The organism is Polyangium fumosum (genome assembly GCF_005144585.1).
GTDB classification, from domain to species: Bacteria; Myxococcota_A; Polyangia; order Polyangiales; family Polyangiaceae; genus Polyangium; species Polyangium fumosum.
The window spans coordinates 1-25,016 of record NZ_SSMQ01000019.1 but is presented as its reverse complement, the minus strand read 5'-3'; the positions used below and the strand labels follow the sequence as shown (position 1 = coordinate 25,016).

At 69.6% G+C, this 25,016-nt stretch carries 18 protein-coding genes; 13 read left to right on the top strand and 5 right to left on the bottom strand.

Annotated features, from left to right (window positions below):
* Positions 1-7: 7 nt before the first annotated feature.
* Positions 8-3,868 (top strand): hybrid sensor histidine kinase/response regulator, encoded by a 3,861-nt coding sequence (locus tag E8A74_RS19410; protein WP_136930526.1) that lies wholly within the window; start codon positions 8-10, stop codon positions 3,866-3,868.
* Positions 3,869-3,967: 99 nt separating this feature from the next.
* On the opposite strand, the gene E8A74_RS19405 is transcribed toward E8A74_RS19410, so the two are convergent.
* Complete coding sequence (locus E8A74_RS19405) at positions 3,968-4,582, bottom strand: response regulator transcription factor (protein ID WP_136930525.1); 615 nt, start codon at positions 4,580-4,582, stop codon at positions 3,968-3,970.
* Positions 4,583-4,653: 71 nt separating this feature from the next.
* On the opposite strand from E8A74_RS19405, the gene E8A74_RS19400 reads away from it, so the two are divergent.
* Positions 4,654-5,868, top strand: a complete 1,215-nt coding sequence (locus E8A74_RS19400; RefSeq protein ID WP_232379652.1) for a response regulator — start codon at positions 4,654-4,656, stop codon at positions 5,866-5,868.
* Positions 5,869-6,024: 156 nt separating this feature from the next.
* On the opposite strand, the gene E8A74_RS19395 is transcribed toward E8A74_RS19400, so the two are convergent.
* The 4 genes from E8A74_RS19395 to E8A74_RS19380 all read right to left on the bottom strand — a co-directional run bounded on the left by E8A74_RS19395 (position 6,025) and on the right by E8A74_RS19380 (position 11,595).
* On the bottom strand, positions 6,025-7,635 hold the full coding sequence (locus E8A74_RS19395; protein ID WP_136930524.1) for a hypothetical protein: 1,611 nt from the start codon (positions 7,633-7,635) through the stop codon (positions 6,025-6,027).
* Between the two features lie 60 nt (positions 7,636-7,695).
* Positions 7,696-8,505 carry a hypothetical protein gene (locus E8A74_RS19390; protein WP_136930523.1) on the bottom strand — a complete coding sequence of 270 codons (810 nt, stop codon included), beginning with the start codon at positions 8,503-8,505 and terminating at the stop codon, positions 7,696-7,698.
* A gap of 789 nt (positions 8,506-9,294) precedes the next feature.
* Complete coding sequence (locus E8A74_RS19385; RefSeq protein WP_136930522.1) at positions 9,295-9,975, bottom strand: hypothetical protein; 681 nt, start codon at positions 9,973-9,975, stop codon at positions 9,295-9,297.
* Between the two features lie 156 nt (positions 9,976-10,131).
* Positions 10,132-11,595, bottom strand: a complete 1,464-nt coding sequence (locus tag E8A74_RS19380; protein WP_170229225.1) for an ATP-binding response regulator — start codon at positions 11,593-11,595, stop codon at positions 10,132-10,134.
* Positions 11,596-11,789: 194 nt separating this feature from the next.
* Between E8A74_RS19380 and E8A74_RS19375 the strand changes: the two genes are divergently transcribed.
* The 11 genes from E8A74_RS19375 to E8A74_RS19325 form a co-directional block, all read left to right on the top strand.
* Positions 11,790-12,179 carry a response regulator gene (locus E8A74_RS19375; protein ID WP_136930520.1) on the top strand — a complete coding sequence of 130 codons (390 nt, stop codon included), beginning with the start codon at positions 11,790-11,792 and terminating at the stop codon, positions 12,177-12,179.
* A gap of 8 nt (positions 12,180-12,187) precedes the next feature.
* Positions 12,188-14,197 carry a chemotaxis protein CheA gene (locus E8A74_RS19370; RefSeq protein WP_136930519.1) on the top strand — a complete coding sequence of 670 codons (2,010 nt, stop codon included), beginning with the start codon at positions 12,188-12,190 and terminating at the stop codon, positions 14,195-14,197.
* Positions 14,194-14,658: a chemotaxis protein CheW gene (locus E8A74_RS19365; protein ID WP_136930518.1), complete on the top strand. Its 465-nt coding sequence runs from the start codon at positions 14,194-14,196 to the stop codon at positions 14,656-14,658. Before E8A74_RS19370 ends, E8A74_RS19365 begins: the two co-directional genes overlap by 4 nt.
* The gene (locus E8A74_RS19360; protein WP_136930517.1) at positions 14,636-17,173 is read left to right on the top strand and encodes a methyl-accepting chemotaxis protein; all 2,538 of its coding nucleotides are present in this window, start codon (positions 14,636-14,638) and stop codon (positions 17,171-17,173) included. Before E8A74_RS19365 ends, E8A74_RS19360 begins: the two co-directional genes overlap by 23 nt.
* Positions 17,170-19,530 (top strand): HEAT repeat domain-containing protein, encoded by a 2,361-nt coding sequence (locus E8A74_RS19355; protein ID WP_136930516.1) that lies wholly within the window; start codon positions 17,170-17,172, stop codon positions 19,528-19,530. Before E8A74_RS19360 ends, E8A74_RS19355 begins: the two co-directional genes overlap by 4 nt.
* Positions 19,527-20,357 carry a CheR family methyltransferase gene (locus E8A74_RS19350; RefSeq protein WP_136930515.1) on the top strand — a complete coding sequence of 277 codons (831 nt, stop codon included), beginning with the start codon at positions 19,527-19,529 and terminating at the stop codon, positions 20,355-20,357. The genes E8A74_RS19355 and E8A74_RS19350 overlap by 4 nt, the downstream gene beginning before the upstream one ends.
* A gap of 10 nt (positions 20,358-20,367) precedes the next feature.
* A complete protein-coding gene (cheB, locus tag E8A74_RS19345; protein WP_136930514.1) occupies positions 20,368-21,387 on the top strand; it encodes a chemotaxis-specific protein-glutamate methyltransferase CheB in 1,020 nt (339 codons plus the stop codon).
* A 70-nt stretch (positions 21,388-21,457) separates the two neighbouring features.
* The gene (locus E8A74_RS19340) at positions 21,458-22,564 is read left to right on the top strand and encodes a putative sensor domain DACNV-containing protein (RefSeq protein WP_136930513.1); all 1,107 of its coding nucleotides are present in this window, start codon (positions 21,458-21,460) and stop codon (positions 22,562-22,564) included.
* Between the two features lie 12 nt (positions 22,565-22,576).
* Positions 22,577-23,344: a hypothetical protein gene (locus tag E8A74_RS19335; RefSeq protein ID WP_136930512.1), complete on the top strand. Its 768-nt coding sequence runs from the start codon at positions 22,577-22,579 to the stop codon at positions 23,342-23,344.
* A gap of 165 nt (positions 23,345-23,509) precedes the next feature.
* Entirely contained in the window at positions 23,510-24,394 is an 885-nt protein-coding gene (locus tag E8A74_RS19330; RefSeq protein ID WP_170229224.1) for a PfkB family carbohydrate kinase, read from the top strand.
* A gap of 26 nt (positions 24,395-24,420) precedes the next feature.
* The coding region (locus tag E8A74_RS19325) for a L,D-transpeptidase family protein (protein WP_136930510.1) at positions 24,421-25,016 on the top strand (596 nt) is incomplete at its 3' end.

The following is a 25,016-nucleotide window of genomic DNA, read 5'->3' as shown; positions in this document are numbered from 1 at the left end:
CGGCCCCGTGAGCCGCCTCGCACTTCCCGCGCTCCTCGCCGTCCTCGTTGCGGCCCCCCTCCTCCCCTCCCCCGCCTTCGCTGCCGATGCGACCACGCTCGGCGCCCCCACGATCCGCGTCTTTGGCGTCGACCAGGGCCTTCCCCATAGCGTCGTCAATGTCGTCACCTTCGACCGCCGCGGCCACCTGTGGATCGGTACGCAGGCCGGCGCGGCGTACCACGATGGCCAGCGCATCACGCCCTTGCCCATCCCGACGGGAGGCTCGCCGAGCTGGGTCCAGGCAATCACCGAAGCGCAGGACGGCTCGGTCTGGTTCGGCATGATCGACGGCGCCGTTTTCCGGTTCGCCGACGGGGTTTTTCAGCGGTTCGGGGCCGCCGAGGGCCTCCCGAGCGGGACTCCGATCCGTACCCTGCTCGGATCACGCCGTGGGCCCGCGGTCTGGGTGGGCACCCTCGATGGGCTTTATCAGCTCGAGGGCGGGCGTTTTCACCGCGTCGAGCTCGGGCCGGGCGCCGAGCACCCGGACATCGCCTCCCTCCTCGAAGGGACCTTGCCGTCCGGCGAGCCGACGCTCTGGATCGGCTCCCACGGGCTCTTTCATTGCGAGGAGGGACGCTGCGCGCGCTTCAAAACGGACGGCGAGGCGTCGGCAACCATCAAAGGCGTCCATTCCCTCTTGCAGACGGCCGATGGGAAGGGCCGGAGCGAGTTATGGGTGGGCACGGTGTCCGGCCTCCTCCGCCATGCGGGCGGCCTTTGGGAGCGCGTCGCGCCGGACTCCTCGCCCGCGTCTCGTTTGCCGATCCGCGCGCTCGCCGAGACGGTGGATGGCGCGGCAGGACGTACGATCTGGGCCGGCACCTACGGCGGCGGCCTCGCCCGCTTCGCGAAAGGGGAATGGGCGACGCTCACGACGGCGAACTCCAATCTGACCGACAATTACGTCCTTTCGGTCGCGGCGAACGGCCGCGCGTTGTGGATCGGCGCAGGCGGGCTCGCCCACCTCCGGCACGACGCGTGGGTGGCGTTCACCCCGCGCAACTCCCCCCTCACGGGCTCGGCCATGGGTCTCGCCGAGGTGCGCGGCGCGGGCGGCGAGAGCGAAATCTGGCTTGGCGCAGACAACAAACCGCTCCGACTCTCGGAGCAGGGGCTCTCTCCGGTCCTTCCGCCCGAGATGTCCGACAAACTCGGATCGATGCTCACGACCTTCGTGCCCTCTCGACGCGAGCCCGGGGTGGTCTGGATCGGGGGCGACCAGGGCGGGTTCCACCGCTGGGAGGCCGGTCGGCTGACGACGTACGACGCGAAGGACGCGCCCTTCCTGCTAGGCGCGGTCTACGACATCCGGGAATCGATCGACGGGCGCGGCCTTTGGGTCGCGTCGCGCGGCGGCGTCGGGCGCCTCGACGAGAACGGCACCTGGCAGGTCTTCCAGAAGACGAGCTGCCCGCTCCTCGACGACTCGGTGCACGCCCTTCTGGAGACCACGCGCCCGGGCGGCGGGACGAGCACGTGGTTTGCCACGGCCAAGGGCCTCTCGCGCCTGGATCATGGCGCGTGGAAGAGTTACACCACGGCGAACGCGCCGCTCGGCTCCGATTATCTGATGACCCTCGCCGAGCTGCGCGATACGCGCGGGGCGCGCGTGCTCTGGATCGGCACCATGGGCGCCGGCGTCGCGCGGTATGACCTCGACGCCGAGGTTTGGCTCGACCGGCTCGACACGAAGAGCCGTCCGGCGCTGCCGAGCGACGACATCGCGCAGGTGCGCGCCGACAACCGGGGGCGCCCCTATCTCTTCACGGTACGCGGCGTCGCGCGCCTCACGCCCCGCGCACCCACGCCGGACGACCCGGCGGAGTTTTCCCTGTACACCTACACGATGGACGACGGGCTGCCGAGCAATGATTGCCAGCAGAATGGCTCGCTCGTCGACAGCCGCGGCCGCATCTGGGTCAGCACGGCGGGCGGCGCGGCCGTCTTCGATCCGGCGGGCGAGATCGAGGACGTCACGCCGAAGCCCCTCGTCCTCTCCGCGATCCGCGCGGCGGGCGGGGCGCTCTTGCCGGACACGGCGCTCCCCTGGGATCAGAACACCCTCGCCTTCGACTTCTCGCTCCTCTCCTTTTTTCGCGCGCGTGACACGCGATACCGCATGCAACTCCTGGGCTTCGATCCTTCGCCGAGCGACTGGGCCACGGACACGAAGGCCCGGTACACGAACCTCTCCGCGGGGACGTACACCTTCCAGGCCTGGGGCCGCGACTATGCCGGCAACGTGGCGGGGCCCGTGTCGATCGCGTTCCAGGTCAAACCCGCGCCCTGGCGGACGTGGTGGGCTTATTTCGGGTATGCCCTCACGCTCTCGGCGCTCGTGTACGGGGGCGTGCGGATGCGGGTCCGGGCGCTCGCGCGGCGCAATGTGGAGCTCGAACAGCAGGTGGAGGAGCGGACGGCCGAGCTGAAAGCGGCCAAAGAGGCCGCCGACGCGGCAAACCGCGCGAAATCGAGCTTCCTCGCCAGCATGAGCCACGAGCTGCGCACGCCGCTCAATGGCATCCTCGGGTATACGCAGCTCCTCGGCCGGTCGCCGCGGCTCTCGCGGGAAGACCTCGCGGGGCTCGGCGTCGTGCAGCGCTCGGGGGAGCACCTGCTCGGGCTCATCGACGATGTCCTCGATCTCGCCCGGATCGAGGCCGGCAAGATGGAGCTCGTCCCGGCCGAGGTCCACCTCCCGGCATTGCTGCAAAGCGTCGCCGATCTTTGCCGGGTGCGCGCGGAGGCGAAGGGGCTCGTGTTTCATTACGCGAAAGCCGAAGGCGGACCCACGTTCGTCGAGGTCGACGCGAAACGCTTGACGCAGGTCCTCCTGAACTTGCTCGGCAATGCGGTCAAGTTCACCCGCGAAGGGAGCGTCACGCTCCGCGTCGAGGCAAAGGACGGGGAATTCATCTTCCGCGTGGAAGATACAGGCCCGGGGATCTCGCCCGATGATCTCGCGCGGATCTTCGATCCGTTCGAGCAGGCCGGCGACCGAGGGGCGCGCGCCGAGGGCGCCGGGCTCGGCCTCTCGATCAGCCGGAAGATCGTGGAGCCAATGGGAGGCCGGATCGACGTGGAGAGCACGCTCGGCGAGGGCAGCACCTTCACGGTGGCGCTCCGTCTTCCGGTCCTCGCGGAACACGCGTCGGCAAGCGATGCGGGCCCCGGCGAGGTGATCACCGGCTACGAGGGCGCGCGGCGGGTGGTGCTCGTCGTCGACGACAACGAGGGCAATCGAACGTTCTTGCGGGACGCCCTCGGCCCCCTCGGGTTCGAGGTCGCCCTGGCCGCGGACGGCGCGCAGGCCCTCGCGCGGATCGAGGCCGAGCGGCCCGATCTCGTGATCCTGGACCTCGCCTTGCCCGACCTCCCCGGCGACGAAATCGCGCGCCGCCTGCGCCGCCTTCCTGAACGCGCCGGTTTGCCCCTCGTGGCCTCCTCCGCGAGCGTGGACCAGGCGCAACAGCAGCGCGCCAAGGACGCCGGCTGCGACGCGTTCCTCCCCAAACCCGTGCGCCTCCCGGAGCTCTTCGACGTGCTCGCGCGCCACCTCGCCCTCACCTGGATCCACGCCGCCCCCGCCACGACCGAGGCCGCGGACGATCCCGCGCCCGCGCCCCGGATCGAGCCGCCCGCGGACGTCCTCGCGCGCCTGCTCGACCTCGCCGAACGGGGGCGGATCCCGGAGCTCTTGCAGGAGCTCCAGGGAATCCAGGCCGCGGACGAACGGCTCGCCGCGTGGGCGGGCGAGGTGCGGGCGCTGGCGGAAGAATTCCGCCTCCACGAGCTTTCTGCCGCGCTCGCGCCCCGCGGATAGGACCTTGGTCCCATATTGCGTCGAGCGACGGCCTGGTACACCCAGCGCATGCGTGAGCAAGGCCCGGCTGCCGCGGAGGGGCGCGCGCTCGGACAGGCGTCAGGCGTCCTGAACGCGATCCACGAGACGCACGAGGTCGGCCACCGATGCCGCGCCGAGTTTTTCCATGACCCGGCCCCGATGCACCTTGATCGTCTTCTCGGCGGTGCCGAGCTCCACCGCGATCTGCTTGTTCAGCAGGCCCCGCGCGACGAGCAAGCACACTTCCCGCTCGCGCGGCGTGAGCGCCGCGAACCGCGCTCGAAGGGCCTCCTTCTCCGCCCGCGCCGCCCGCGCCTCGGCGTCCCGCGCGAGCGCCCGCTCCACCGCCGCGAGCAGCTCGGTGTCGTCGCAGGGCTTGGAGAGAAAATCGACCGCGCCGCCCTTCATGGCGCGCACCGAACTCGGCACATCGCCGTGCCCGGTCAAGAACACCAAGGGCAGCTCGAAGCCCCGCCGCGCGAGCTCCTCCTGCAGGTCGAGGCCGCCGATCTCGGGCATGCGCAGGTCCACGACCACGCACCCCGGCCGATCCGCGGGCGCGTGGTCGAGGAACCCGCGGGGCGAGGCGTGCGCCTCGACCGCATACCCCGCCGAACGCAGGAGCCGCTCCAGGCTGCGAAGCACGGAGGGATCATCATCCACGACGAATATGGTGCGCTCCGTCTGTGTCATCGCTTCCTGGCCCTGCGACCATGACGTTACGTTGCTGGCATTCCTCCCCCAGTTCTCCGACCCTGTCAACGATGCGCGTGCCCCTCGTCCTGCTCGTCGACGACGACCCCCAGAGCTTGAAGCTCCTCTCCGACGCGCTCGCGGGCCAGCCCTTCGCCCTCGCGGTGGCGCTCGACGGGGCGATGGCGCTGCGGCAAATCCAGCGCGAGGAGCCCGACCTCGTGCTGCTCGACGCGATCATGCCCGGCATGGACGGCTTCGAGGTCTGCCGGCGCCTGCAAGCGGATCCGGCGACGCGCGACATCCCGATCATCTTCATGACGTCGCTCGCGGACACGGCGAGCCGGGTGCGTGGGCTCGAGCTCGGCGCGGTCGACTACGTCACCAAGCCGTTCGTGCGCGCCGAGCTCGCGGCCCGCGTGCGCGCGCAGATCGCCGTGCGCGCCGGGGCGCGGGCGCTCGCGGAGAAAAACGCCGAGCTCGAACAGGCCGCCGCCGCGCTCGCCCGCGCGAGGGATACCCTCGAAGCCGAGGTCATACGCCGGACCGACGAGCTCATGGCCACGAACCAGCGCCTCACGCACATGAACCGCGTGGCGGCGATGAGCGAGCTCGCGGCCTCGATCGCGCACGAATTGAACCAGCCGCTCGCCGCGATCCTGAGCAACGCGCAGGCGGCGCGGCGCCTGCTCCAGAGGCCGACGCCGGACGTGAACGAAGCGCTCTCGGCGCTCGCCGACATCGTGGACGACGACCGGCGCGCGGCGACGATCATCCAGCGCATGCGGGCGATGCTGAAGAAGGGGACGCCGCGCGCGGATGGGCAGAACCTGAACGAACTCGCGAGCGAGGTGGCGCGGCTCGTGGGCAATGACGCGCTCCTCCGGGGCGTGGCGTTGCGGCTCGACCTCACGCCGCGGCTGCCCGAGGTGCGCGGCGACGGCATTCAGCTCCAGCAGGTCGTGCTGAACCTGGTGGTCAATGCGCTCGACGCGGTCGCGGATCGCCCGGCCGGCGCGCGCCTCGTGGTCGTGCGGACGCGTGGCAATGGCAAGGATCGGGTTTTGCTGTCGGTGGAGGATTCGGGCAAGGGAATCGCGCCGGCCGAGATGGAGCGGGTCTTCGAGGCGTTTTACACGACGAAGGCCGAGGGGCTCGGCGTGGGGCTTCCGATCAGCCGGTCCATCGTGGAGGCGCACGGGGGGAGGTTGTGGGCCGAGAACAACCCCGGGGAAGGCGCGACGTTCTGGTGTGCGCTGCCGATCGGGGAAGAAAAGGGCGCGTAGCGGCTGTTGGAGCTACCCCTCGTAGACCCGAATCGGCAGCAAGTCGAACCCGGTGACGCCCGCGTCGCGGTAGATACGCCAGATCTTCGGGGGGCGCTTGCCGCTTGCCGCTTCCGCTTGCCGCTTGCCGCTCCGGCGTAGGGATCCGGCGCAGCCCTATCCCGCGCTAGGAATCTCGGGCGAGCCGGGCCAGGTGATGCCGACCTTCTGAAGCATGCGTTGAGCGTCGAGCCATCGCTCCGGGTCGGGCGGTTTGGGGAGCAGCGTCGCGAGCTCGTCGGGCAAGAGCTCCGTGGGGCCTTTCAGGGCCCGGTCGGTCAAAGCGTCCGCGAGGGCCTGAATCGGTGCGGCTTTCGTGCGGCCGAGGTCCGCCACGTACGAGCCTTGATACCACCGCCGTAGTTTTCCCTCTTTGAGCTTGCCCCACGCGTACAGCCGGTCCTTGCCCTTCTGGATGTAGTATTCATAGAGCGAGCCTCCGACCAGCTCGCCGTGGAGCCAGACGCCGACGCTCGCAAGCTTCTCCCCATGCGCTCCCACGTCGAGCAGGCCGGCGGCGATTTCGAGCGTGGGCAAAAGCTCGGCGGGGAGGTCCGTCAATGCCACGCGCACGTCGTCCGGACCGCCCTTCACCGCGTCGATCGGGAGTTCGAGGTGCTCGATCGGACCATACCCGAACTCGTACGCGAGGCCGACGACGCCGGCCTCGCTCCACGCCATGACCTCGTAGCTTCCGCCTTCGTCCTTGTTCCGGAAAGCGCCCTGCGAGAGGTCGCCGGTCCAATGCGGGACGAAGGAGGCCGCGAAGGGATGGCGATCGAGCGGGTCGAGCCAAGCGAGGGTGTTTTCGATGTAGGCGCGGAGCGCGGCGCGGACGATGGCGTCGCGGTCCAAGTAGAAGTAGAGGTTTTCAGGGTCGCGGGGGTGCACCGTCGTCGTCGCCATTGGCCCGGAAACACCTGTATCACGACATCTTTGCCGCGGCTCCTCGGGGAGCTTGGGCGAGCCAGGCCAGGTGATGCCGACCTTCTGAAGGCTGCGCTGAACGGCGAGCAGTCGCTTCGGATCGGGCGGCTTCGGCAGCAGCGTCGCAAGCTCGTCCGTCGTGAGCTCCGTAGGGCCTTTCAGCCTCCGATCGACCACGGCGTCGATGATCGCCTGGATCGGCACGGCTTCCGGTTCGTCGGGTTCGAGGTGGATTTCGTCACTACACGCACGTGGCAGGCGACCGCCCCGGAGCAACCCCCACGCAGCCAGCCGGGTGACGCCCCAGGCCAACGTCAAATCGTCGGCGACGAAGAGCGTGCCTCCCGCGCGGTCGCCGCAGAGCCAGAAGCCCGCACCGGCCAATTTCTCCCCATGGTCCGGCCCCACGTCGAGCATGCCGGTGGCGAGCACGAGGGCAGGCTCCAGCTCCTCGGGAAGGTCTGGAACAGCCCCGCGCACGTCGTCCGGGCCGCCGGTCACTGCGTCGACCGACAGGTCGAGCTGCTCGATCGGGCCCTGCCACCCGTCGAGCGCGAGGCCGACGACGCCCACCTCGGTCCACGCCACCACCACGTAATCTCCGCAGCCGTTGTCGTAGTAGATGGTGCCCCGCTTTAGGTCGCCCGTCCAATCCGCACAGTCGGTGACCGCGAACCGATGGCGCTCGAGCGGATCCACCCTGGCGAGGAGGCTTTCGACGTCGGCGCGCAGCGCGGCGCGCACGATGGCGTTTCGGTCAAAGACGAGGTTTCTGAAGAGCGGGGTGGTCCGTTCGACCATCGGCCTCGCCTAGACCACGTTGGTCTTGGCGTCAACACGCGCCGCCTGGGTCCGGCCGCGTCACGGCGTGTACGGCGGAACGGCGTTGACCCAATCCACCTCCTCCTTCGTCGGGTACTTGTTCTTTAGATAATTGTTGAGCTTCGCCGAGATGACCACCGCGTTCTTGTTCGAGTTCGTGCCCCAGTCGCAACCGCGCAGGTCCCTCGCGCGCACAACGTGGTGCACCTCCGCGCGATTCTTGTCATATCCTTGAGATGGCTCTTGGAGGACGAGCGGTTCTATGCATTGGAGCTTGCCGGGTCCATCACACTCATACTCGAAGCCCGCGAGATCGGAGTGAATCTCGCCCTCGCCCGCGTCGCCCTTGTGCGCGTCGCGGTTGACCTGGAGGAGCCGCTCTTTCTGCTTGACGCCGTCGATGTGGTAGCAGTGGAAGTCTTTCCCCGGTATGACCTTTGACGGCTCGGGCAAATTGCGATACGGGCCGTTGATCGCCGTCGGGACACCGTTGACATCGATGAGCGACGTCTCCAGGGGCGCGTCCAGGTAGTAGATGTCGATCTTGATCGCGGGATCCGGACCGACCTGGAGCCACCAATCCTTCGTGCCCTGGACTTCCTGGCACTCGTAGCCCTTGTCATACGGCGCCGCTCCGAAGACCTCGGGGATCTTCTGGGCATCCGTGCACGCTTTCCCCTTCGGCGTCATCTGCGAGGGCTTGTAAAAGCAATCGAACGTGGGTGTGGGTCCCGCGGACGTGTAACAAGCGCCCCCGAACGCAGCCTTGTACTTGTTCCGCAGGGCCACGTTCTCGTGAGGATTTCCGAGGAGCGGGATGCGGTAACGCTTGCACGGCATAGGAGCCATGACATCGAAACATTCGATGGGTTCTCCGGGAGGAAACCTCGGAGGTCGCTCGCCCAGAGGGGGCTTCGCCTGAATGGCCAACGGAGCTTCGGCGAGCGGATCCGGTGGATCAACCTCCGCACGTAGCGACTCTGCCTCGCGCGGCTCGCTCGACCCGCACGCGCCCGTCATTCCTGCCCCACCGAAGCCCACCACCAGCACGCCCAGCATGGCCGAGCGGCGTCTCGTCATGGCTTGCACGGAGGATCGAATCTCACGTCGAGCGACGGGACGACAAGGCAAAACGAGCGAGACAAGTCATCGCGGATCTCCGCGCGGGCGGTAAACGGCACGCACAGGACGAGGAGCAACACGAGGAGGAAGAGCCGCTCACAGCAACACATGCGAGCCAGGCCACCCAAAGCATGGAGCCGGAGGCAAGCTTCTACCGAACCACCTCACGACCCGCTGCGCGCCGATCCCGAAAGGTCGAACCCGCCGCCGACCCTTCCTCGCCGAAAAAATGGCCCCGTTTTTTGTCGATCGACCCTTCCCTCACGAAACAACGGAACGCCCCACGGCGCCACGTCCCCTCCTTGCCGGACCGCGCCCCTCCTCGGCGCGCCGCGGACCGGCCTTCGCCGATTCTCGGGCCCGTTGGTCCGCGGACGACCCTCCCGCGGCGGATTCAGGGGAGGTCTCCCGCGCGAACGACGCGTCGTGGGGCGATGCAGGGAAACGTTGGTTCGGCGAGGAAGGGTCGAAGGCGAGATCGGACGTCCGAGTTCGGCCGGCGGTGGGTCGAACGCCTTATTTTTCGCCCGTTCCGGTGCCGCCGCGCTTCTTGCCGGCGCTCGCGTCGGGGATGATCTCGTGGATCTGCGCCTCGGTGAGGCCGAGGTTCTTCAGGTCGCGCTTGAAGTTCTTGAGGCGCGCGTGCGCGCCCCGCACGGCGGCGCGATACCCGGCCTCGGCGACGACGAGGGCCGCCTCGATGGGTCGATACGACTTCACAGCGGCCTCGTACGCCTCGCGCTTCGCCTCGATGGCCGCGGCCCAGGCAGTCCGCTTGGCCTCGGGCCATTGCGGCGCGTCGGCGGCGATGATGCGGGCGCGGAGGACCTGCATGAGCAAAGGCTGCCCGAGCGGGTCGCCCGCGGTATACGTGCCAATCCCCTCGGGAAAGACCGCGTCCATGTGCGAGCTTTGCTTGGGCCGGCCGAGGGCATTCCACATCTCGTCGCGGACGTTGCCAATGAGGCCATCCGCGTCGTGATCGATGCCGGCCACGGACGCCCACGCGAGGGACTCGGCCTTCTTCGCGGCCTCGTGGATCGCCTTCGCGTCATCGATCGCCGTGACGCCCGGGTGCAGCCGGAAGAAGGCCGCCTCGGCCACCTCGCCCCCACGCGCAACGGCGATCTCGTACGCCGTATGAACATCCCCGTCGATGCGATCGATGCTCGCCGTCGCGGCAATGACCTCTCCCATGAAGAATCCCTCCTGTTTGGACAAAACCGTACGCAAGGGCACGGTGCCATAGAAGCGGAAGCGGTGTCAAGGAGGAATTGTGGGCGTGGACGCGGCCGCAGCCGACGCGGCCGAGGGGACGACGAAAGGAACGGCAGGGAGACGCCTCGTAAAACGTCAGCCGGCGGGCGACGCGTGCGCGGAGGGATGGCCATGCCCGCCGATCTTCGGCAGGCGGAACCAGAATCGGCTCCCGCAGCCGACGACGCTGTTGACGCCGACGGTGCCGCCGTGGGCCTCCACCACTTCGCGGACGATCATGAGCCCGAGGCCCGTGCCCGCCATCCCGCTGTTTGCCCGTGCATAACGCTGAAACAGCTTCGGGATTTCATGCGGCGAGATGCCGCTGCCGGTATCCTCGACGACCGCCTCGATGTACGTCTCCGTCTCCGCGAGCGTGGCCGTGATCTTGCCGCCGCGCGGGGTGAACTTGATGGCATTCGAAAGGAGGTTGGCGACGACCTGCCCGAGCCGCCGGCGATCGGCCAGCACCGTGGGCCGCGGCAGGGCACGCATCTCGAACGAGAGCTCGCCCGAGACGAGCAGCGGGCGCAGGACGTCGGCCACGCCGTCGACGAGCGACACGAGGTCGATCTCTTCCTTGATGAGCTTGAAATGCCCTCCCTCGATGCTCGCGAGGTCGAGGAAATCGTTGATCATGCCCACGAGCATCCGGATCGAGCCCTGCATCTTGTGCAGATCGACGACGGCCTCGCGCGGCAGGGGCCCGTGTTTGCCCAGCAGGATGAGCTCGGAGCGCATCAGCATCGCGCTGAGCGGCGAGCGCAGGTCGTGCGCGATGATCGAATAAAAATCCAGCCGCCGCACCTCGGCCATCCGCCGGGCGGTGACGTTGCGCAGCGCCAGGATCGTCGAGCCCCCGCCGAGGTCGACAGGAAACACGCGGACCGTGGGCGCGTAGACCTCATTGTCGATGGTGATGTCCGGCAGCGCGAATGCCTCCACGCCCGTGGCGGCCGCGAAGAGCTCGGCAGAAAGCTGCGGCAAGAGCTCGCAGATCGACTGGCCGAGGAGCCGCGCCGGCGCCCATCGACCGAGCGCCTTCTGCGCCTCCGGATTGGCATACGTGATCCGCCGCCCCTCCCCCAGGACGAGCAGCGCGTCCGGAACGTTCGCCAGCAAATGGCGTACGGTCGCCTCCGCTTTCTCGGCGCGGTCGAGCAAGGTTATCGAGCGCACGAGCGCATCGACCCGGGCCCCGAGCTCGTTCGTCGCGTACGGCTTCGACAAGTAATCGTTGGCGCCGGCCGAGAGCCCCTCGACCACCTGCTCGGTCTGCTGTCGGACCGTCAGCAGGAGAATGCCTATGCGAGCGTGCGCACCATTCGAACGAACGAATCGACACACCTCGATGCCGGAGACACCGGGCATCACCCAATCGAGCACGAGCACGTCCGGCGCTGGATGGCTCCCCAGGGCCTCCAGGACGGCCGTCCCATCAGGAAAAACCTGAACCGCGTAATGATTTTCCAGGGCACGCCGAGCGCGCTCGGCGTCCAGCGCGGAGTCATCGACAATCCAGACAACACCTTTCTGGAGAGCGCAGCTTGCAGCAGGCATGGTCATCGTTCGCTACACTGCGGTCACCCCCCTGTCAAATGTGCAGCGGCCGAATTCTGCACCAAGGCGAACACGCGCACGCGGCAATGCGCCACGATTGTGGAAGGGCAGCAAAAAGCTGTCGTTCATTGTGCATGAGCGTGCTTGACGGGCTCGGACGAGGGAGGTAATGGACCGGGTCCTCAGGGGGTCGCGTGACGGAAATTCTCGTTGTCGATGACAGCAAAGTGATGCGCGAAATGATCGTCGCGTGCCTTCGCGTGGGAGAGGACTTCACGTTCACCCACGCCGCGAGTGGTCTCGAGGCCATCGAAAAGCTCGCGCTCAAGGCCTTCGATCTCGTCGTGCTCGACCTCAACATGCCCGACATCGGCGGTTTCGAGGTCATCGAGTTCATCCGCGGTCAGGACAAGCTGCAACGCCTGCCCGTCCTCGTGGTGACCACACGAGGCGACGAAGGATCACGCGTGCGCGCCCTCGCCGCAGGCGCCTCCCAGTTCATGACGAAACCTTTCACGCCCGATGCAATCCTGGCGAACGTGCAGTCGATGCTGCGCCTGGATGCGGCGGGATTCCATGAGTAACGCGTTCCATGGGTAACGCGTTCGACGCGAGCGAATTTTTGGCCGGGTTTCTGGTCGAAGCCGAGGAGCACCTCTCGGCCTCGACGACGAACCTGCTCGCCGTCGAAACCTCCTTGCGCAAAGGCGAGAACAACCCGCGGGCCGTGCGCGAGCTTTTTCGCTCGCTCCACACCATCAAGGGGCTCTCGGCAATGGTGGGGATCGAGCCCATCGTGGACGTCGCCCACGCCATGGAGACGGTCCTGCGAAAGGCCGATCGAGCGGCCGGAGCGCTCTCGACGAATGCCTTCGAGGCCCTGCTCGCGGGGCTGCGCGCCATTGGCGAGCGGGTGCGCGCGTTGTCGACGAGCGCGCCCGTGGCGCCTGCGCCCCCGCAGCTCCTCGACGCGCTCGCGGCGCTGGAAATCACGCAGGACGCGTCGCCCGCCACGGTCGAGCTGGTCCTCGACGCCGGCCTCTCCGCCAAGCTCTCGGCCACGGAAAAAGCCCAGCTCCTCCAGGGCGCGGAGAGCGGGCGCCGCGCGCTGCGGGTCGATTTCGTGCCGTCGCCTGCCCGCGCGGCCGAGGGGACGACCATCACGAGCGTGCGCGAGCGCATCGGCGCCTTCGCGGAGATCGTGAAGGTCGTGCCGCTCTCGATCCCCGCGAGCGACACGGCGCCCGGGGGGCTCGCCTTCGCCCTCCTCGTGCTCACGGACGCGACCAACGAGGCGCTCGCGGCCGCAGCCGCGACCCAGCCGGAGCACGTCCAGGTGCTGCACACGCGGCGCGTCGACGGGGCCGATCCGCTCGCCGAGCCCGAGGCCGCCGAGGAGGACGTCGGCGAGGGGCGAAAGCGCGGGATCGTGCGTGTCGAGGTGGCGCGCCTCGACGACGCGCTCGAGCGGCTCTCGGCGCTCGTGATCACCCGCTTCCGCCTGGCGCGCGCCGTGGACGCGCTCGCCGCGCAAGGCGTGAACGTGGGCGAGCTCGGCGAGATCGTGAAGGGCTACGGCCGGCAGGTGCGGGATCTGCGCGGCGCGATCATGCGGGCCCGGATGGTGCCCGTGGCCGAGCTGCTCGACCGCGTGCCGCTCATCGTGCGAGGCCTGAGCCGCGCCACGAAGAAGCCGGTCCGCGTCGTGATCGACGCCGGCAAGGCCGAGCTCGACAAGGCCGTGGCGGATCGGGTCTTTCCGGCGATCGTGCACCTCATCCGCAACGCGGTCGACCACGCGATCGAGTCGCCGGCCGAGCGGCGGCGCCTCGGCAAGCCGGAAGAGGGGCTCGTGCGGGTGACGTGCTTCGAGCGCTCCACGAACCAGCTCGAGCTCGGCATCAGCGACGACGGGCGCGGCATCGACCGCGAGGCCGTCGCACACCGGGCTTCGCGCCCGGTGCCCGCGGACGACGCGGGGTTGCTCGATCTGATCACCCTCCCCGGGCTGACGACGCTCGACCACGCGACGAAGACGAGCGGACGCGGGCTCGGGATGGACATCGTGAAGCGCGCCGTGGTCGAGCTCGGCGGCGAGCTGTCGCTCGGGACCACGCCCGGCGCGGGGACGACGTTCACGCTCTGCATTCCCCTCACGATCACCATCGTCGACGCCTTCTCCTTCGTCTGCGGCGAACAGACCTTCGTGGCGCCCGTCGCGGCGATCGAGGAGGTCGTCGAGGTCGTGCCGGAGGCGCTCGTGCGCGGGCCTTCGCGGCATACACGGTTCGGCGAGGTGAGGTTCATGGAGCGGCGCGGCGAGATCGTGCCGCTCGTGAACCTCGCGTCCGTCTTTTCGCTCGCGTCCCGAGAGGAGCCGAAGGCGCTCGTCGTGCGGCGCAACGGGGCGGCCCTGGCGTTCGGGATCCAGCGGATGGTCGGGCAGCAGGAGGTCGTCATCCGGCCGCTCGAGGATCCCCTCGTGAAGGTGACCGGCGTCTCCGGCTCGACCGATCTCGGCGACGGCCGGCCGACGCTGGTCCTCGACCTGGTTGCGCTGAGCGGGGCGCTTTCCCAGAACCGCACGGAGGTGCCCGTATGAGCGAGCTCTACGTGGTCTTCAAAGTCGACGACGGAGAATACGTCCTCCAGGCCGCGGACGTGCTCCAGATGGAGTCGTTCGGCGGCGCGACGAAGGTGCCGGGGACGCCGCCCTACGTCGCGGGGCTGATCCACATCCGGGGCCGCGTGGTGCCGGTCATCGACGTGCGACGGCGCTTCGGGCTTTCGAGCATCGAACCGACCCTGGATTCACGGGTCATCGTGGTCCAGAGCGGCGAGCGCACGGTGGGGCTGCTCGTCGACAGCGCGCGGGAGATCATGAGGATCCCGCCGGAGGGGCTGCAAGCGCCGCCGGCGTGGATGGGGGGCGACGGCGCCGGTTTCGTGAGGAGCGTGGCCCACGTCGAGCGCGGGCCAGGCGAGAAGCGCCTCGTGATGCTGGTCAATTTCGAAAAAATCATCGGGCAGGAAGGCATTTATGGCGACGAACGGAACGGCTGAGATCGATCTGGCGCTCTCGAAAGCTGCGGAGGCCGAGCGGGACCTGCGCCGGACGGCCACGCAGGCCGACGCGATCGAGCAGGCCGCGTCGCGCCTCGCCGAGGGGAGCGACGGGCGGGCGTCCTCGGGCCAGGAGCTCCGCGCATCCCTGGAGGAGCTCGCGGACGAAGTCGAGGGGACGAGCATCACCCTGCAAACGCTCGCGCGCGCGCAGCAGCGCATCCGCGAGGACGCGGGCGAGGTGCTCCGGGGCCTCGAAGCCACGGCGAGCGGCCTCCAAGAGCTCGCGCCGAGCATCCACGGGATCAAGAACGACACCGAAGCGCTCGCGGCCTCGGCGGAGGGGACGGCGGCCGGCACCGAAGAGATCGCCCGCTCGATCAAAGGGGTCGGTCAGAACGCCGAGGAGCTCGCGACCGCGAGCGAGGAGCTGCTCGCGACCGCGGTCTCGAACACGAAGGACCTCGCCGATCTCGCCGAGCGGGGCGAGTCGAACGCGGCTTCGATGGAGGAGGTCGCGACGACGATCGAGCAGATGGCCAAGGGCATCGGGAGGCTCTCCGCGGATGCCAAGGGCGTCGGCGAGCGGATCCTCGGCATGTCCACGGCCGTGACGAGCGCGGGCACGGCGCTCGAGCGCGTGACGCGCGACGCCACCGAGATGGCGACCGCCGTCGAGGAGACGTCCGCCACGGCCGAGCAAATGGCGCGATCCATCAAGAGCGTCGCCGAGAACGCGAAGGCCCTCGAGGAGGCAGCGGCCTCCACGACGAGCATGGTCACCGAGATCGCGGCGTCGGTGGAGCAGGTCGCCGTGACGGCCGAGAGGAACGCCGTGGTGGTCGAGACGAACGCGACGGCTGCGGAGCAACTCGCGCGCTCGGCGCAGGTGATGGCGCAAAGCGCCGAGCAGATCAACCAGCTCGGCGCGACGAGCACCGCCGCGTCCGCGCAGGTCGAGACGTCGACGCGGCGGATCGTCGAGATCGTCGATCATGCGCGGAAGACGGCCGACCAGAGCGTGGTGATCGCGCGCGAAGGCGCCGCCACGGTGGGCAAGTCGATCGCGGGCCTCGGGAGCATCCGCCAGGCGATGGTCGAGTCCGCGGGCGTGATGAAGGAGATGGGCCGCCGCGCCGAGGAGATCGGCGACATCGTGCAGACGATCAACATGATCGCGGACCGCACGAACCTCCTGTCGCTCAACGCCAGCATCGAGGCCGCCCGCGCCGGCGAGCACGGGCGGGGCTTCGCCGTCGTCGCCGAGGAGATCCGCGCCTTGTCCGATCGCGCGGCCGCGGCGAGCGCCGACATCGCGAAGATCGTCCGGGGCCTGCAGGGCACGGCGCGCGAGGCGGTCACGGCGTCCGTGGAGAGCGTGAAGAACGCGGAGGAAGGCTCGCGCCTCGCCACCGACGCCGAGCGCGCGCTCGGCACCATCCTCGAAGGGGTCGAGGGGCTCGGCCGGTCGGTCCGCGACGTCGAGCGGGCGAACGGCGATCAGGTCCAGGCCGTCTCCTCGATGGCCCAGATCGCCGCGCGCGTGAACGACGAGGGCAAGGCGATCGCCCGCGCGGCCGCCGAGCAGACCAGCGCCATCCAGGCGCTCGCGCAGGGCAGCGGCGAGATGCGCCGCATGGCACGGCAGACCAAGGAAGCGACGGGCGAGCAGGCCCGCAGCCTGCGCGACGTCGTCCGCGCCAACACGCTTCTCACGGCCAACGCCGAGAGGGTCTCGCGCGCGATGGGCGAGCAGGCCTCCGGGGCGGCGCAGCTCGCCAAGGCGGCGATGCAAATGCGCTCGCTGACGCACCAGACGAGCACGGCGATGAACGAGCAGACGCGGGCGCTCACGGGCGTGGGCGCGCTCGCGCAGGAGGTCACGAGCGCCGCGCAACGGATGGTCACGGGCCTCGCCGAGCAGGCGGGCGGCGCGACCGAGGTGGCGCGGACGGTGGATGACGCGCGCAAGCAGGCCGGGCAGGTCTCGCGCGTCGTGGCCGAGCGTTCGCGCGCGGCCAAGCAGCTCGACGTGGCCTCGCGTCAGGTCGCCACGCTGGCGGCGGCGGTGAAGGGCGCGGCGGTCGAGCAGACCAAGGCCGCTGCGGCCCTCGCGAAGGAAGGCGAGGCCGTGCGGCGCATCGCGAAGCAAGCCGCGCGCGCGGTGGCCGAGCAAGCGGAGACGGTCGCCATGCTGGCCACGGCCGCCGTGAGGCAGACGACGACGATGCAGACGATCGCGAGCGCCTCCGCGGAGCAGACGGGCGCCGCCGAGAAGCTCGCGAAGACCTTCGTCGACCTGCGCGGACGCACGCGCGCCGTCGCGGGAGCGCTGCTCGTGCAGGCGCGGGATGCGCTCGCGACGCGGGACGCGCTGGGCCAGGTCGTCGGGCAGATGGCGCGCATCCGGGATGCGAGCACGGGACATGCAGACACCGTGGCGAGCCTGTGGTCTGCGCTCTCCCGGCTGCGGGCGCCGAACGGGACCGCCGGAGGAGCGGCGTCCGAGTCATGAGCACGTCTCCGGGGGGCTTCACGTTCTCGGAAGCGGAAAAGCAACGCATCGAGGCGATCCACGAGCTCGAAGCGGTGGGCGCGCCCGGCGTGCCGGCGCTCGTCGAGATGCTCGCCGACCCGAGCTGGACCGTCAGGCGCCGGGTCGTCGCCTCGCTCGCCGCGATGGGCGACGTCGCGGTGGAGCCGATCTGCCTCGCCCTGCGCGAGCGACGCGACAACGAGGCGCGCACCGCGGCCGCCGTCGACGCGCTCTCGGCCTCGACCGGGAGCGCCGACCTCGCGGTGCTCGGGCTCGCCGACGCCGACTCCCCCGCGGTCCTGGCGGACGCGGCGCAGATCCTCGGCCGCCGCAAGAGCACGGCCGCCCTGCGCAGGCTCTCCGAGCTCACCTCGCATCCCGACGACAACGTGGCCGTCGCGGCGATCGAGGCGCTCGGGCGCATCGGGGGCAGGCGGGTGGTCGAGTCGCTCGTGCGGGTCGTGACGGGGGGCAACTTCTTCCGCACCTTCCCGGCCATCGACGTGCTCGGGCGCAGCGGCGATCCACGCGCCGTCGAGCCGCTCGCCGATCTGCTGCTCGACATGAGGTACATGCTCGAGGCCGCGCGTGCGCTCGGCCGCACCGGCAACCGGGCCGCCGTCACGCCGCTCGTGCGCCTGCTCGCGCGGCCCGGCGACGCGATCGTCCGCGCCGTGGCCCTCGCGCTCGCGGAGCTGCGCGAGAGGCACGCCGAGCTTTACGGCGTGGTCGCGCCGATCGACGAGACCTTGCGCCGTTCGGTGCCCGTGGCGGCGACCGTGCGGCGGTTCGTCCAGGGCCTGCGCGGCGCGGGGCAGGCCGAGCAAATCGCGATCTGCGCGGTGCTCTCGGCGCTGGGCAGTGACGCCGCGATCCCGGATCTGCGGGCGCTGCTCGATGGCCCGTCCGCCGTGGCGGCCGCGGCCGCCGCCGCGCTCCTCGAGCTGGGTCAGAGCTCGGATGCGCGCGTGCTCGACGCGCTGCGCGACGGCGATGGGCCTCGGCGTCTGCTCCTCCTGCCGCTCGTCACGAGCAGCGCCGCGCTGGAGGAGGTGGTCCGTTGCCTTGGCGACGAGGCCCCCGAGGTGCGCGCCGCGGCGTGCGACACGCTCGCCCGGCTCGGCGATCCTTCCGCGGTCCGCGTCCTCTTTCCGCTCCTCGCGGACCCGAACGGCCGCGTCGTGCACGCGGCGAGCTCGGCGATCCAGTCGCTCGGCAGCGCGGACACCGAGGCGCTCGCGCTGGAGGCCGCTCGAAACGAGCACCCAGGCATTCGCCGGGCGGCGCTGCGCATCCTCGGCTACTTTGGTTACGATGCCGCATTGCCGGTGTTCCTCGACGCGCTCGGCGATGCGGATGCACGTGTCCGCGAGGTCGCCATCGCCGGACTGCCTTACCTCGACGCGCCCTCGGCCCTCGACGCCCTGGTGGCGCTGGCGAGCGGGACCGACGCGCGGGCGCGCGCCGCGGCGGTTCGTGCCCTCGGGCAATCGACCGCCGCGCCTCGTGTCGTCGCCTGCCTCGTGGACGCGCTCGGGGATGCGGATGCGTGGGTTCGCTACTTCGCGTGCAAGTCGCTCGGGCGGCTCGGGGACGAGGCGTCGGCTCCGCGGATCGCCGCGCGGCTCGACGACGAGGCCGGGCACGTGCGGGTGGGGGCGGTCGAGGCGCTCGCGCATCTGCGGGGCGAGGTCGCCGTCGCCGCGCTGCAGAAGGCGGCCGAGGAGCGGGATCCGGACGTGCAGCGCGCGGCCCTCATCGGCCTCGGCCTCACGGGGCGGCCGGAGTTGATCCCGCACCTCCTGGCCGGGCTGGCCTCGCCCGACGCCGCGACGCGGATCGTGGCCGTCTCGGCGATCGCGGGCCTGCCTTCGCCCGAGGTCCTGCCCGCGCTCGTGCGGGCCGCGGGGGACAACGACGAGAGCGTCGCCGCGACGGCCATGGGCATCCTCGCGCAGCGGCCCGGGGTCGAGGCCACGCGGGCGCTCGTCGGCCTCCACGCCGCGAACCCGGGGACGACGCGCGCCTTCACCGCGCTCTCGGCGCCCTTGCCGGGCCGGATCGAGGGCCTGCTCGAAGCGCTCGCGACGGCGGACGACGAGCTCTCGGCGCAGCTCGCCTCGGCGCTGGCGCGGATGCGCCGCGAGAGCGCGAACGAGGCGCTCCTGGCGGCGCTCGGCCTCCCGAACCCGGCGGCGCGCAAGGCGGCGGCGACCACGCTCGCCGCGCTCGGCACGCGGCAGGCCCACGTTGCGCTCGAACAGGCGGCGCGGGTGGATCCGGATCCCGAGGTCCGACGGGTGTGCTCCCTCGTCGTAGCGCAGTGGGCCGCATGAACGGCTTGCCGATGTCCCCCCAGGTCTTCGCCATCCTCGGCGCTTTGATCGAGGAAAAGCTCGGCATCCATTATGGGCCCCTCGACAAGGATCTGCTCGGCGACAAGATCGCGATGCGCGCGGTCGAGGCGGGGTTCGATTCCCTCCTCGATTATTACTACTATCTGCGTTACGACCCCGCGGGAGAGGCCGAGTTCGACGCGCTGGCCGACGTCCTCGTCGTCGGCGAGACCTATCTCTTCCGCGAGCTCGATCAGCTCGAAGCCCTCGTGCGTGACGTGCTTTTGCCCCTCGCCGAGGCAGGCGGCCCGCGCAGGCCGCGTATCTGGTCGGCCGCGTGTGCGACCGGGGAGGAGCCGTACAGCATTGCCATGTGCCTCGCCGATCGAGGCCTCCTCCATCAGGTCGAGATCGTGGCGAGCGACCTGAGCACGCGCTCGCTCGCGGCCGCGCGCGCGGGTGCCTACGGGCCCCGGGCGCTGCGCAGCCAGGTGAAGGTCCCGCCCTTCGCCTGGCGCTTCCTGCAGAAGAACGGCGAGCGCATCGTGGTGAGCGAGGAGATCCGCAAAGCGGTCGATTTCCGGCGCATCAATTTGCTCGACGGTGATTCCATCGGAAAAATCGGTTTTTTCGATGTCATTGTTTGTCGCAACGTGCTCATTTACTTCCAGGACTCGACAGCGCGGCGCGTGATCGACATGCTCACCGGGGCCCTCTTTCCCAGCGGCGCCTTGCTCGTCGGGGTGTCGGAGTCGCTCTTGCGGCTCGGCACCGCGCTCCGGTGCGAGGAGCGCGGCGGGGCCTTCGTCTACCGAAAGGCGGGCTGAAAGCGCACGCATGGAACGACCAATCCGGGTGCTCGTCGTCGACGATTCGGCTTTTGCGCGCAAAGTCTTGCGGGAGGTCCTGAGCAAGCAGCCGGGCATCGAAGTGGTCGATATCGCGCGGGACGGCCTCGACGCGCTCGAAAAGATCGCCGAGCACCGGCCCGACGTCGTCGTCCTCGACCTCGTGATGCCGCACCTCGACGGCATCGGCGTCTTACGCGCGCTGCCCACGACCGGCGCGCCCGCGGTCGTGGCGGTCAGCATCTCGGACGCGCAGAGCGAGCTTGGCCAAAAGGCGCTCGCGTACGGGGCGGTCGACCTCGTCCAGAAGCCCACCTCGCTCGCGACCGATCGGCTGTACGAGGTGTCGAACGAGCTCGTGAGCCGGGTCCTCGCGGCGGCCGTTCTCCGGCGGGGCGCGGCGCCATCCCTCGAAACGCCGGTGACGCGGCCCTCCCGCGGGACGAGCCTCGTCGTCGTCGGGGCCTCCACGGGCGGCCCGCACGCGCTCACGCGCCTGTTCACCTCGCTGCCGCGTGATTTTCCGGTCCCTATCGTCGCAGCCCTGCATATCCCGCCGGGGTATACCGAGGCGCTCGCACGCCGCATCAACGACACGAGCGCGGTCTCGGTCCAGGAAGCTCTCGATGACCAGGAGCTCACGCCCGGTCTCGTGGTCCTGGCGCGCGGAGGCACGAACCTGCGGATCGAGCGCCGGGCGGAGCGGCCCTACGCGCGCCTGGAAACGGGCTACGTCGGGGGGTTCTACCGCCCCTCGGTGGATCTCCTCTTCCGCAGCGCCGCCGAGGGATTCGGCGCCGGCGTGCTGGGCGTCGTGCTGACGGGAATGGGGGACGACGGCCTCGACGGCGCGCGCGCCATTCACGCCGCCGGCGGGAGGCTGCTCGTCGAAGCGGAATCGTCTTGCGTCGTTTACGGCATGCCGCGGTGTGTCCGCGAGGCGGGCCTCGCGCTGGGAGAGGCGCCGATCGACAAGATGGGCGAGCTGCTCGTGGGGCACGTCGCCTGAGCTGCGCGTTCGGCTTGGCTTGACATGCGGCCGTGACCGCCGTCTCATCGGCCGACGAGCCTGCGCTTTGATGACCTCGTTCAAATATCCCCGCGACATGATCGCGCCGCTGAAGGCGCGGTGGTACGAGTGGGCCCGGCAAGAGAGCGAGCCTCCGGCGCTCCCGAGCGACGACAAGCTCGCGCTCCTGCTCGAGGTCGCATACCACGCGAGCTACACGGCGGACGAGCGCCGCGGCACGCAGTTCCGCGCTGTCGTTTGCAGCCCCGACCTGCGCGAAACGGAGATCGATCACCCCCTGCGGATCGACCCGCCGAGGAGCTTCACGCCGCACGAAATCATGCGCCTGGCGCCGGCCGCGGATGCGGCCAAGGTCATGCTGACCGTCGATGCGCGCGGGGACGTACCGCTCATCTGGGGATTCTGCAATGGCGCGGACATGCAGCTCACCGTCTCCGTGATGGCGCCTGGAAAGCTCTCCGTGGGGCGCAACATGCGCAGCCTCGTGGCCCTGGAAGACGGGCGTATCTTCGAGGAGGGCGAGCGGCTCGGCGTCTTTCAATCCGTGATCGAGGCGCTCGCCGAGGCGACCGATGCGTTATGGGACGGCGTCAAATGGCCCGGGGGCTCGTGGTCGCCTCAGGTGAATTACCCGGCGCACCTGCACGACGTCCTTTCGACGATCCGCAAGCTCGGGCACGGGGGCACGGTCCTCGTCATCCCCGACCGTGAATGCCAGTCCCTCTCCTGGCGACAGCTCGTCAAGATCAAATACCAGTGCGAGGACGACTCGGTCTGGCCGCTCCTGCGGAAATCGGTCTTCCAGTTCGACGAGGATTCCCCTGGCCGCGGCGCCATGGAGTTCCAGTATGCGGAGGACAAGGCGCGCCGCCTGCTCGAACGGCTGCCCGGCCTCACGGCGGTGGACGGAGCGCTGCTCCTCACGGACCGGTATCGGGTGCTCGGCTTCGGCGTCGAAGTGCTCGCGCAGACCGAGCTCGAAACGATCTTCCTGCCGGACGGGACGTCCCGGAGCGTCGAGGCCTACGGCACGCGGCATCGATCCGCGTTCCGCTTCTGCGCGGCGTACCCTCGTGGTGCGGCTTTCGTTTGCTCGCAGGATGGCTCGATCAAATGCGTGCGCAATCGCGATGGAAAGGTCACGTTGTACGAGTGAGGGAGGTACGTCATGCGAAGAGGATTCTTGTTCTCGCTGTTCGTGCTGGTTGCTGGCTGCGCGGAAGACCCGAAGGATCCGCAGGAGCAACATGGATCTTTTCAGCCCGGACTCCAGTACGCCGGAGCGATCGCCACCGGAAACGCGGGGGCGCCGGGCATCGAGCTCTCGGCCCCGCTCTTCCCTGACGCGCGCGTCTTTCAGGTGTTTCAGGATGCGAGCGTGTATCCCGCGCTCTCCGAGGCCGAGCGCGCCGCGCTCCTCGACGACGTGTACACCTTCGCGCAGCTCGTGCCGCTCTGCGCGCCCGCGCACCCGGGCATCAAGCAGCAGGTCCCAGGCGGGCCTCCCCTCACGCAGGCGGAAATCGCCGCCAATTACGACGAAGTGGCGCGCTGCGCGTACGAAGATTACGGCGCCAAACCTTATTGGGTCCCGCAGCACGTGAGCGACGTCGACGTGTGCTCCGCGAAGCTCGGCGAAGATTGGCGCATGCCGACCGAGGCCGACGTCGGCGCGTTCGACGAGAGCGACTTCGCGTTTTTCCAGGCGACGCTCGCGGCCCAGCAGGGACAGGATTCGTTCCCGCTCCACTTCTACTATTCGCTCGACGTCTACGTGCGCGCCGACGACGGCTCGCTCGCGCTGGGGAACCTCGCGCCGCAGACGGACCACGTCGTGCCGCTCCCCGTCTCGGGCGCCGCGATGACGGAGCTTTACCTCGGGAATGGCCAGCCCATCGGCCTGCGCTGCCTCCGGGTCGCAAGCCCTGCGCCTTGAGGCCACGCCCCCCCTTCGGCTGTCCCGCCACACCCGTACGCTCGCCTGCCCTGTCGCACGTCTCGCACGCAATCCTTGAGTGTACCGGCGAGCGAGCTCGTGGCATCCGCCCAGGGTCCGTGGCTCGCGCCCCGAGGTGCTATGCTCGCGGGGAGGGTCGAAGAAATGGCCACGCCGGACATCCTGCTCATCGGACACGTCGCCCGGGATCTGCTCCGCACCGATCCGAGCGACGGCTACCGCCTCGGGGGCACGGTGAGTTTTGCCGCCGTCACGTCCGTGAAGCTCGGGCGCAGGCCCACGATTGTCACTGCGGCGGCGCCGGGCCTCGACGTCTCCGAGCTGCCGCGTGACGTCGAGCTTCACGTCCTCCCCTCGGCGGCCACGACCACCTTCGCCAATACTTATATCGAGGCGGGCCGCATTCAGCATTGCAGCATGCGCGCGCGACCGATCACCGCCGCCGATATCGATCCCTCGTTGCGCCGACCGCGGGCCGCGCTGCTCGGGCCGATTGCCGACGAGATCACCCCCGACGTCGCCCACGTCCTCGCCGAGGAAACGCTGGTCGTCGCCACGCCCCAGGGATGGATGCGGCACTTCGACGAACACGGGCGCGTCCATGCCAAACCATGGGAGAGCGCGCCCGCGATTCTCCCGCACGTGGATGCCGTCGTGCTCTCGCTCGAAGACATCGGCGCCGACCTCCGCCGCCTCGACCCGATCGTCGCGCAGGTGCCCCTCGTGGTCGTCACCGAATACCGGGACGGGAGCACGCTCTACCGACGCCGCGACGACGGGTCGCTCTCCGTGACGCGGATCCCGCCCCGCCCCGCCCGGGAGATCGACCCCACCGGCGCTGGAGACGTCTTCGCGACGGCCTTCATGATTCGTTTCCAGGAGACCGGTGATCCGGTGGAAGCGGCGCGCTTCGCCAATGTCACCGCCTCGTTTGGCGTCGAGGCCGTCGGGGTCGCCGGAATTCCGAGCCGCGACGTGGTGCTCGTGTATATGCGGGAGAACCCCTTTCGCATGGGCGCGCACGGGTGACGTGTGGCAAGCTGGGGCTCCGCCCCATGCCGCGCCCCCGCCCCCTCCCGAAGCGCCCGATCCTCCTCGCCGCCCTCGTCCTTGCGGCGGTCGCCCTCCTCGTGCTTTTCCTGCCGCCTTCGAGCCTCGCGAAGCCCGCCTCCTGCGAGAAGCCCGCGATCGTCGTCCGCAAGAAGGACGCCGCGCTCGATCTGCACTGCGGCGAAAAGCTGTTCCACACCTTCTCGGCCACATTCGGGGCGCAGCCCGTCGGGCAGAAGGAGCGCGAAGGGGACGAGCGCACGCCCGAGGGAGTCTATCGCATCACGAGCAAATCGGAGAGCGAGCGATTTCATCGATTCCTCGGGATCTCCTATCCGGAGCCCGTCGACCTCGCGCGGGCGAAGAAGAATGGGATCGACAAACCTGGCGGCGGCATTGGCATCCACGGGACGAAGCGGAAGCTCGCGGCGCTCGCGCGGGCGTGGATCCGCCTCTCCAGCGCGACCGGGCTCGGGCCTGAGCACTGGTCTCATCTTACGAGCCCATTCTCCCTGAGGACGCGCAGCATCTCTGCTGCGGGAGCTAGGCGTTCCAGGCCGCGACTGATGGTGACGGAGCCGGGGGGACCTCCCGAAGACTT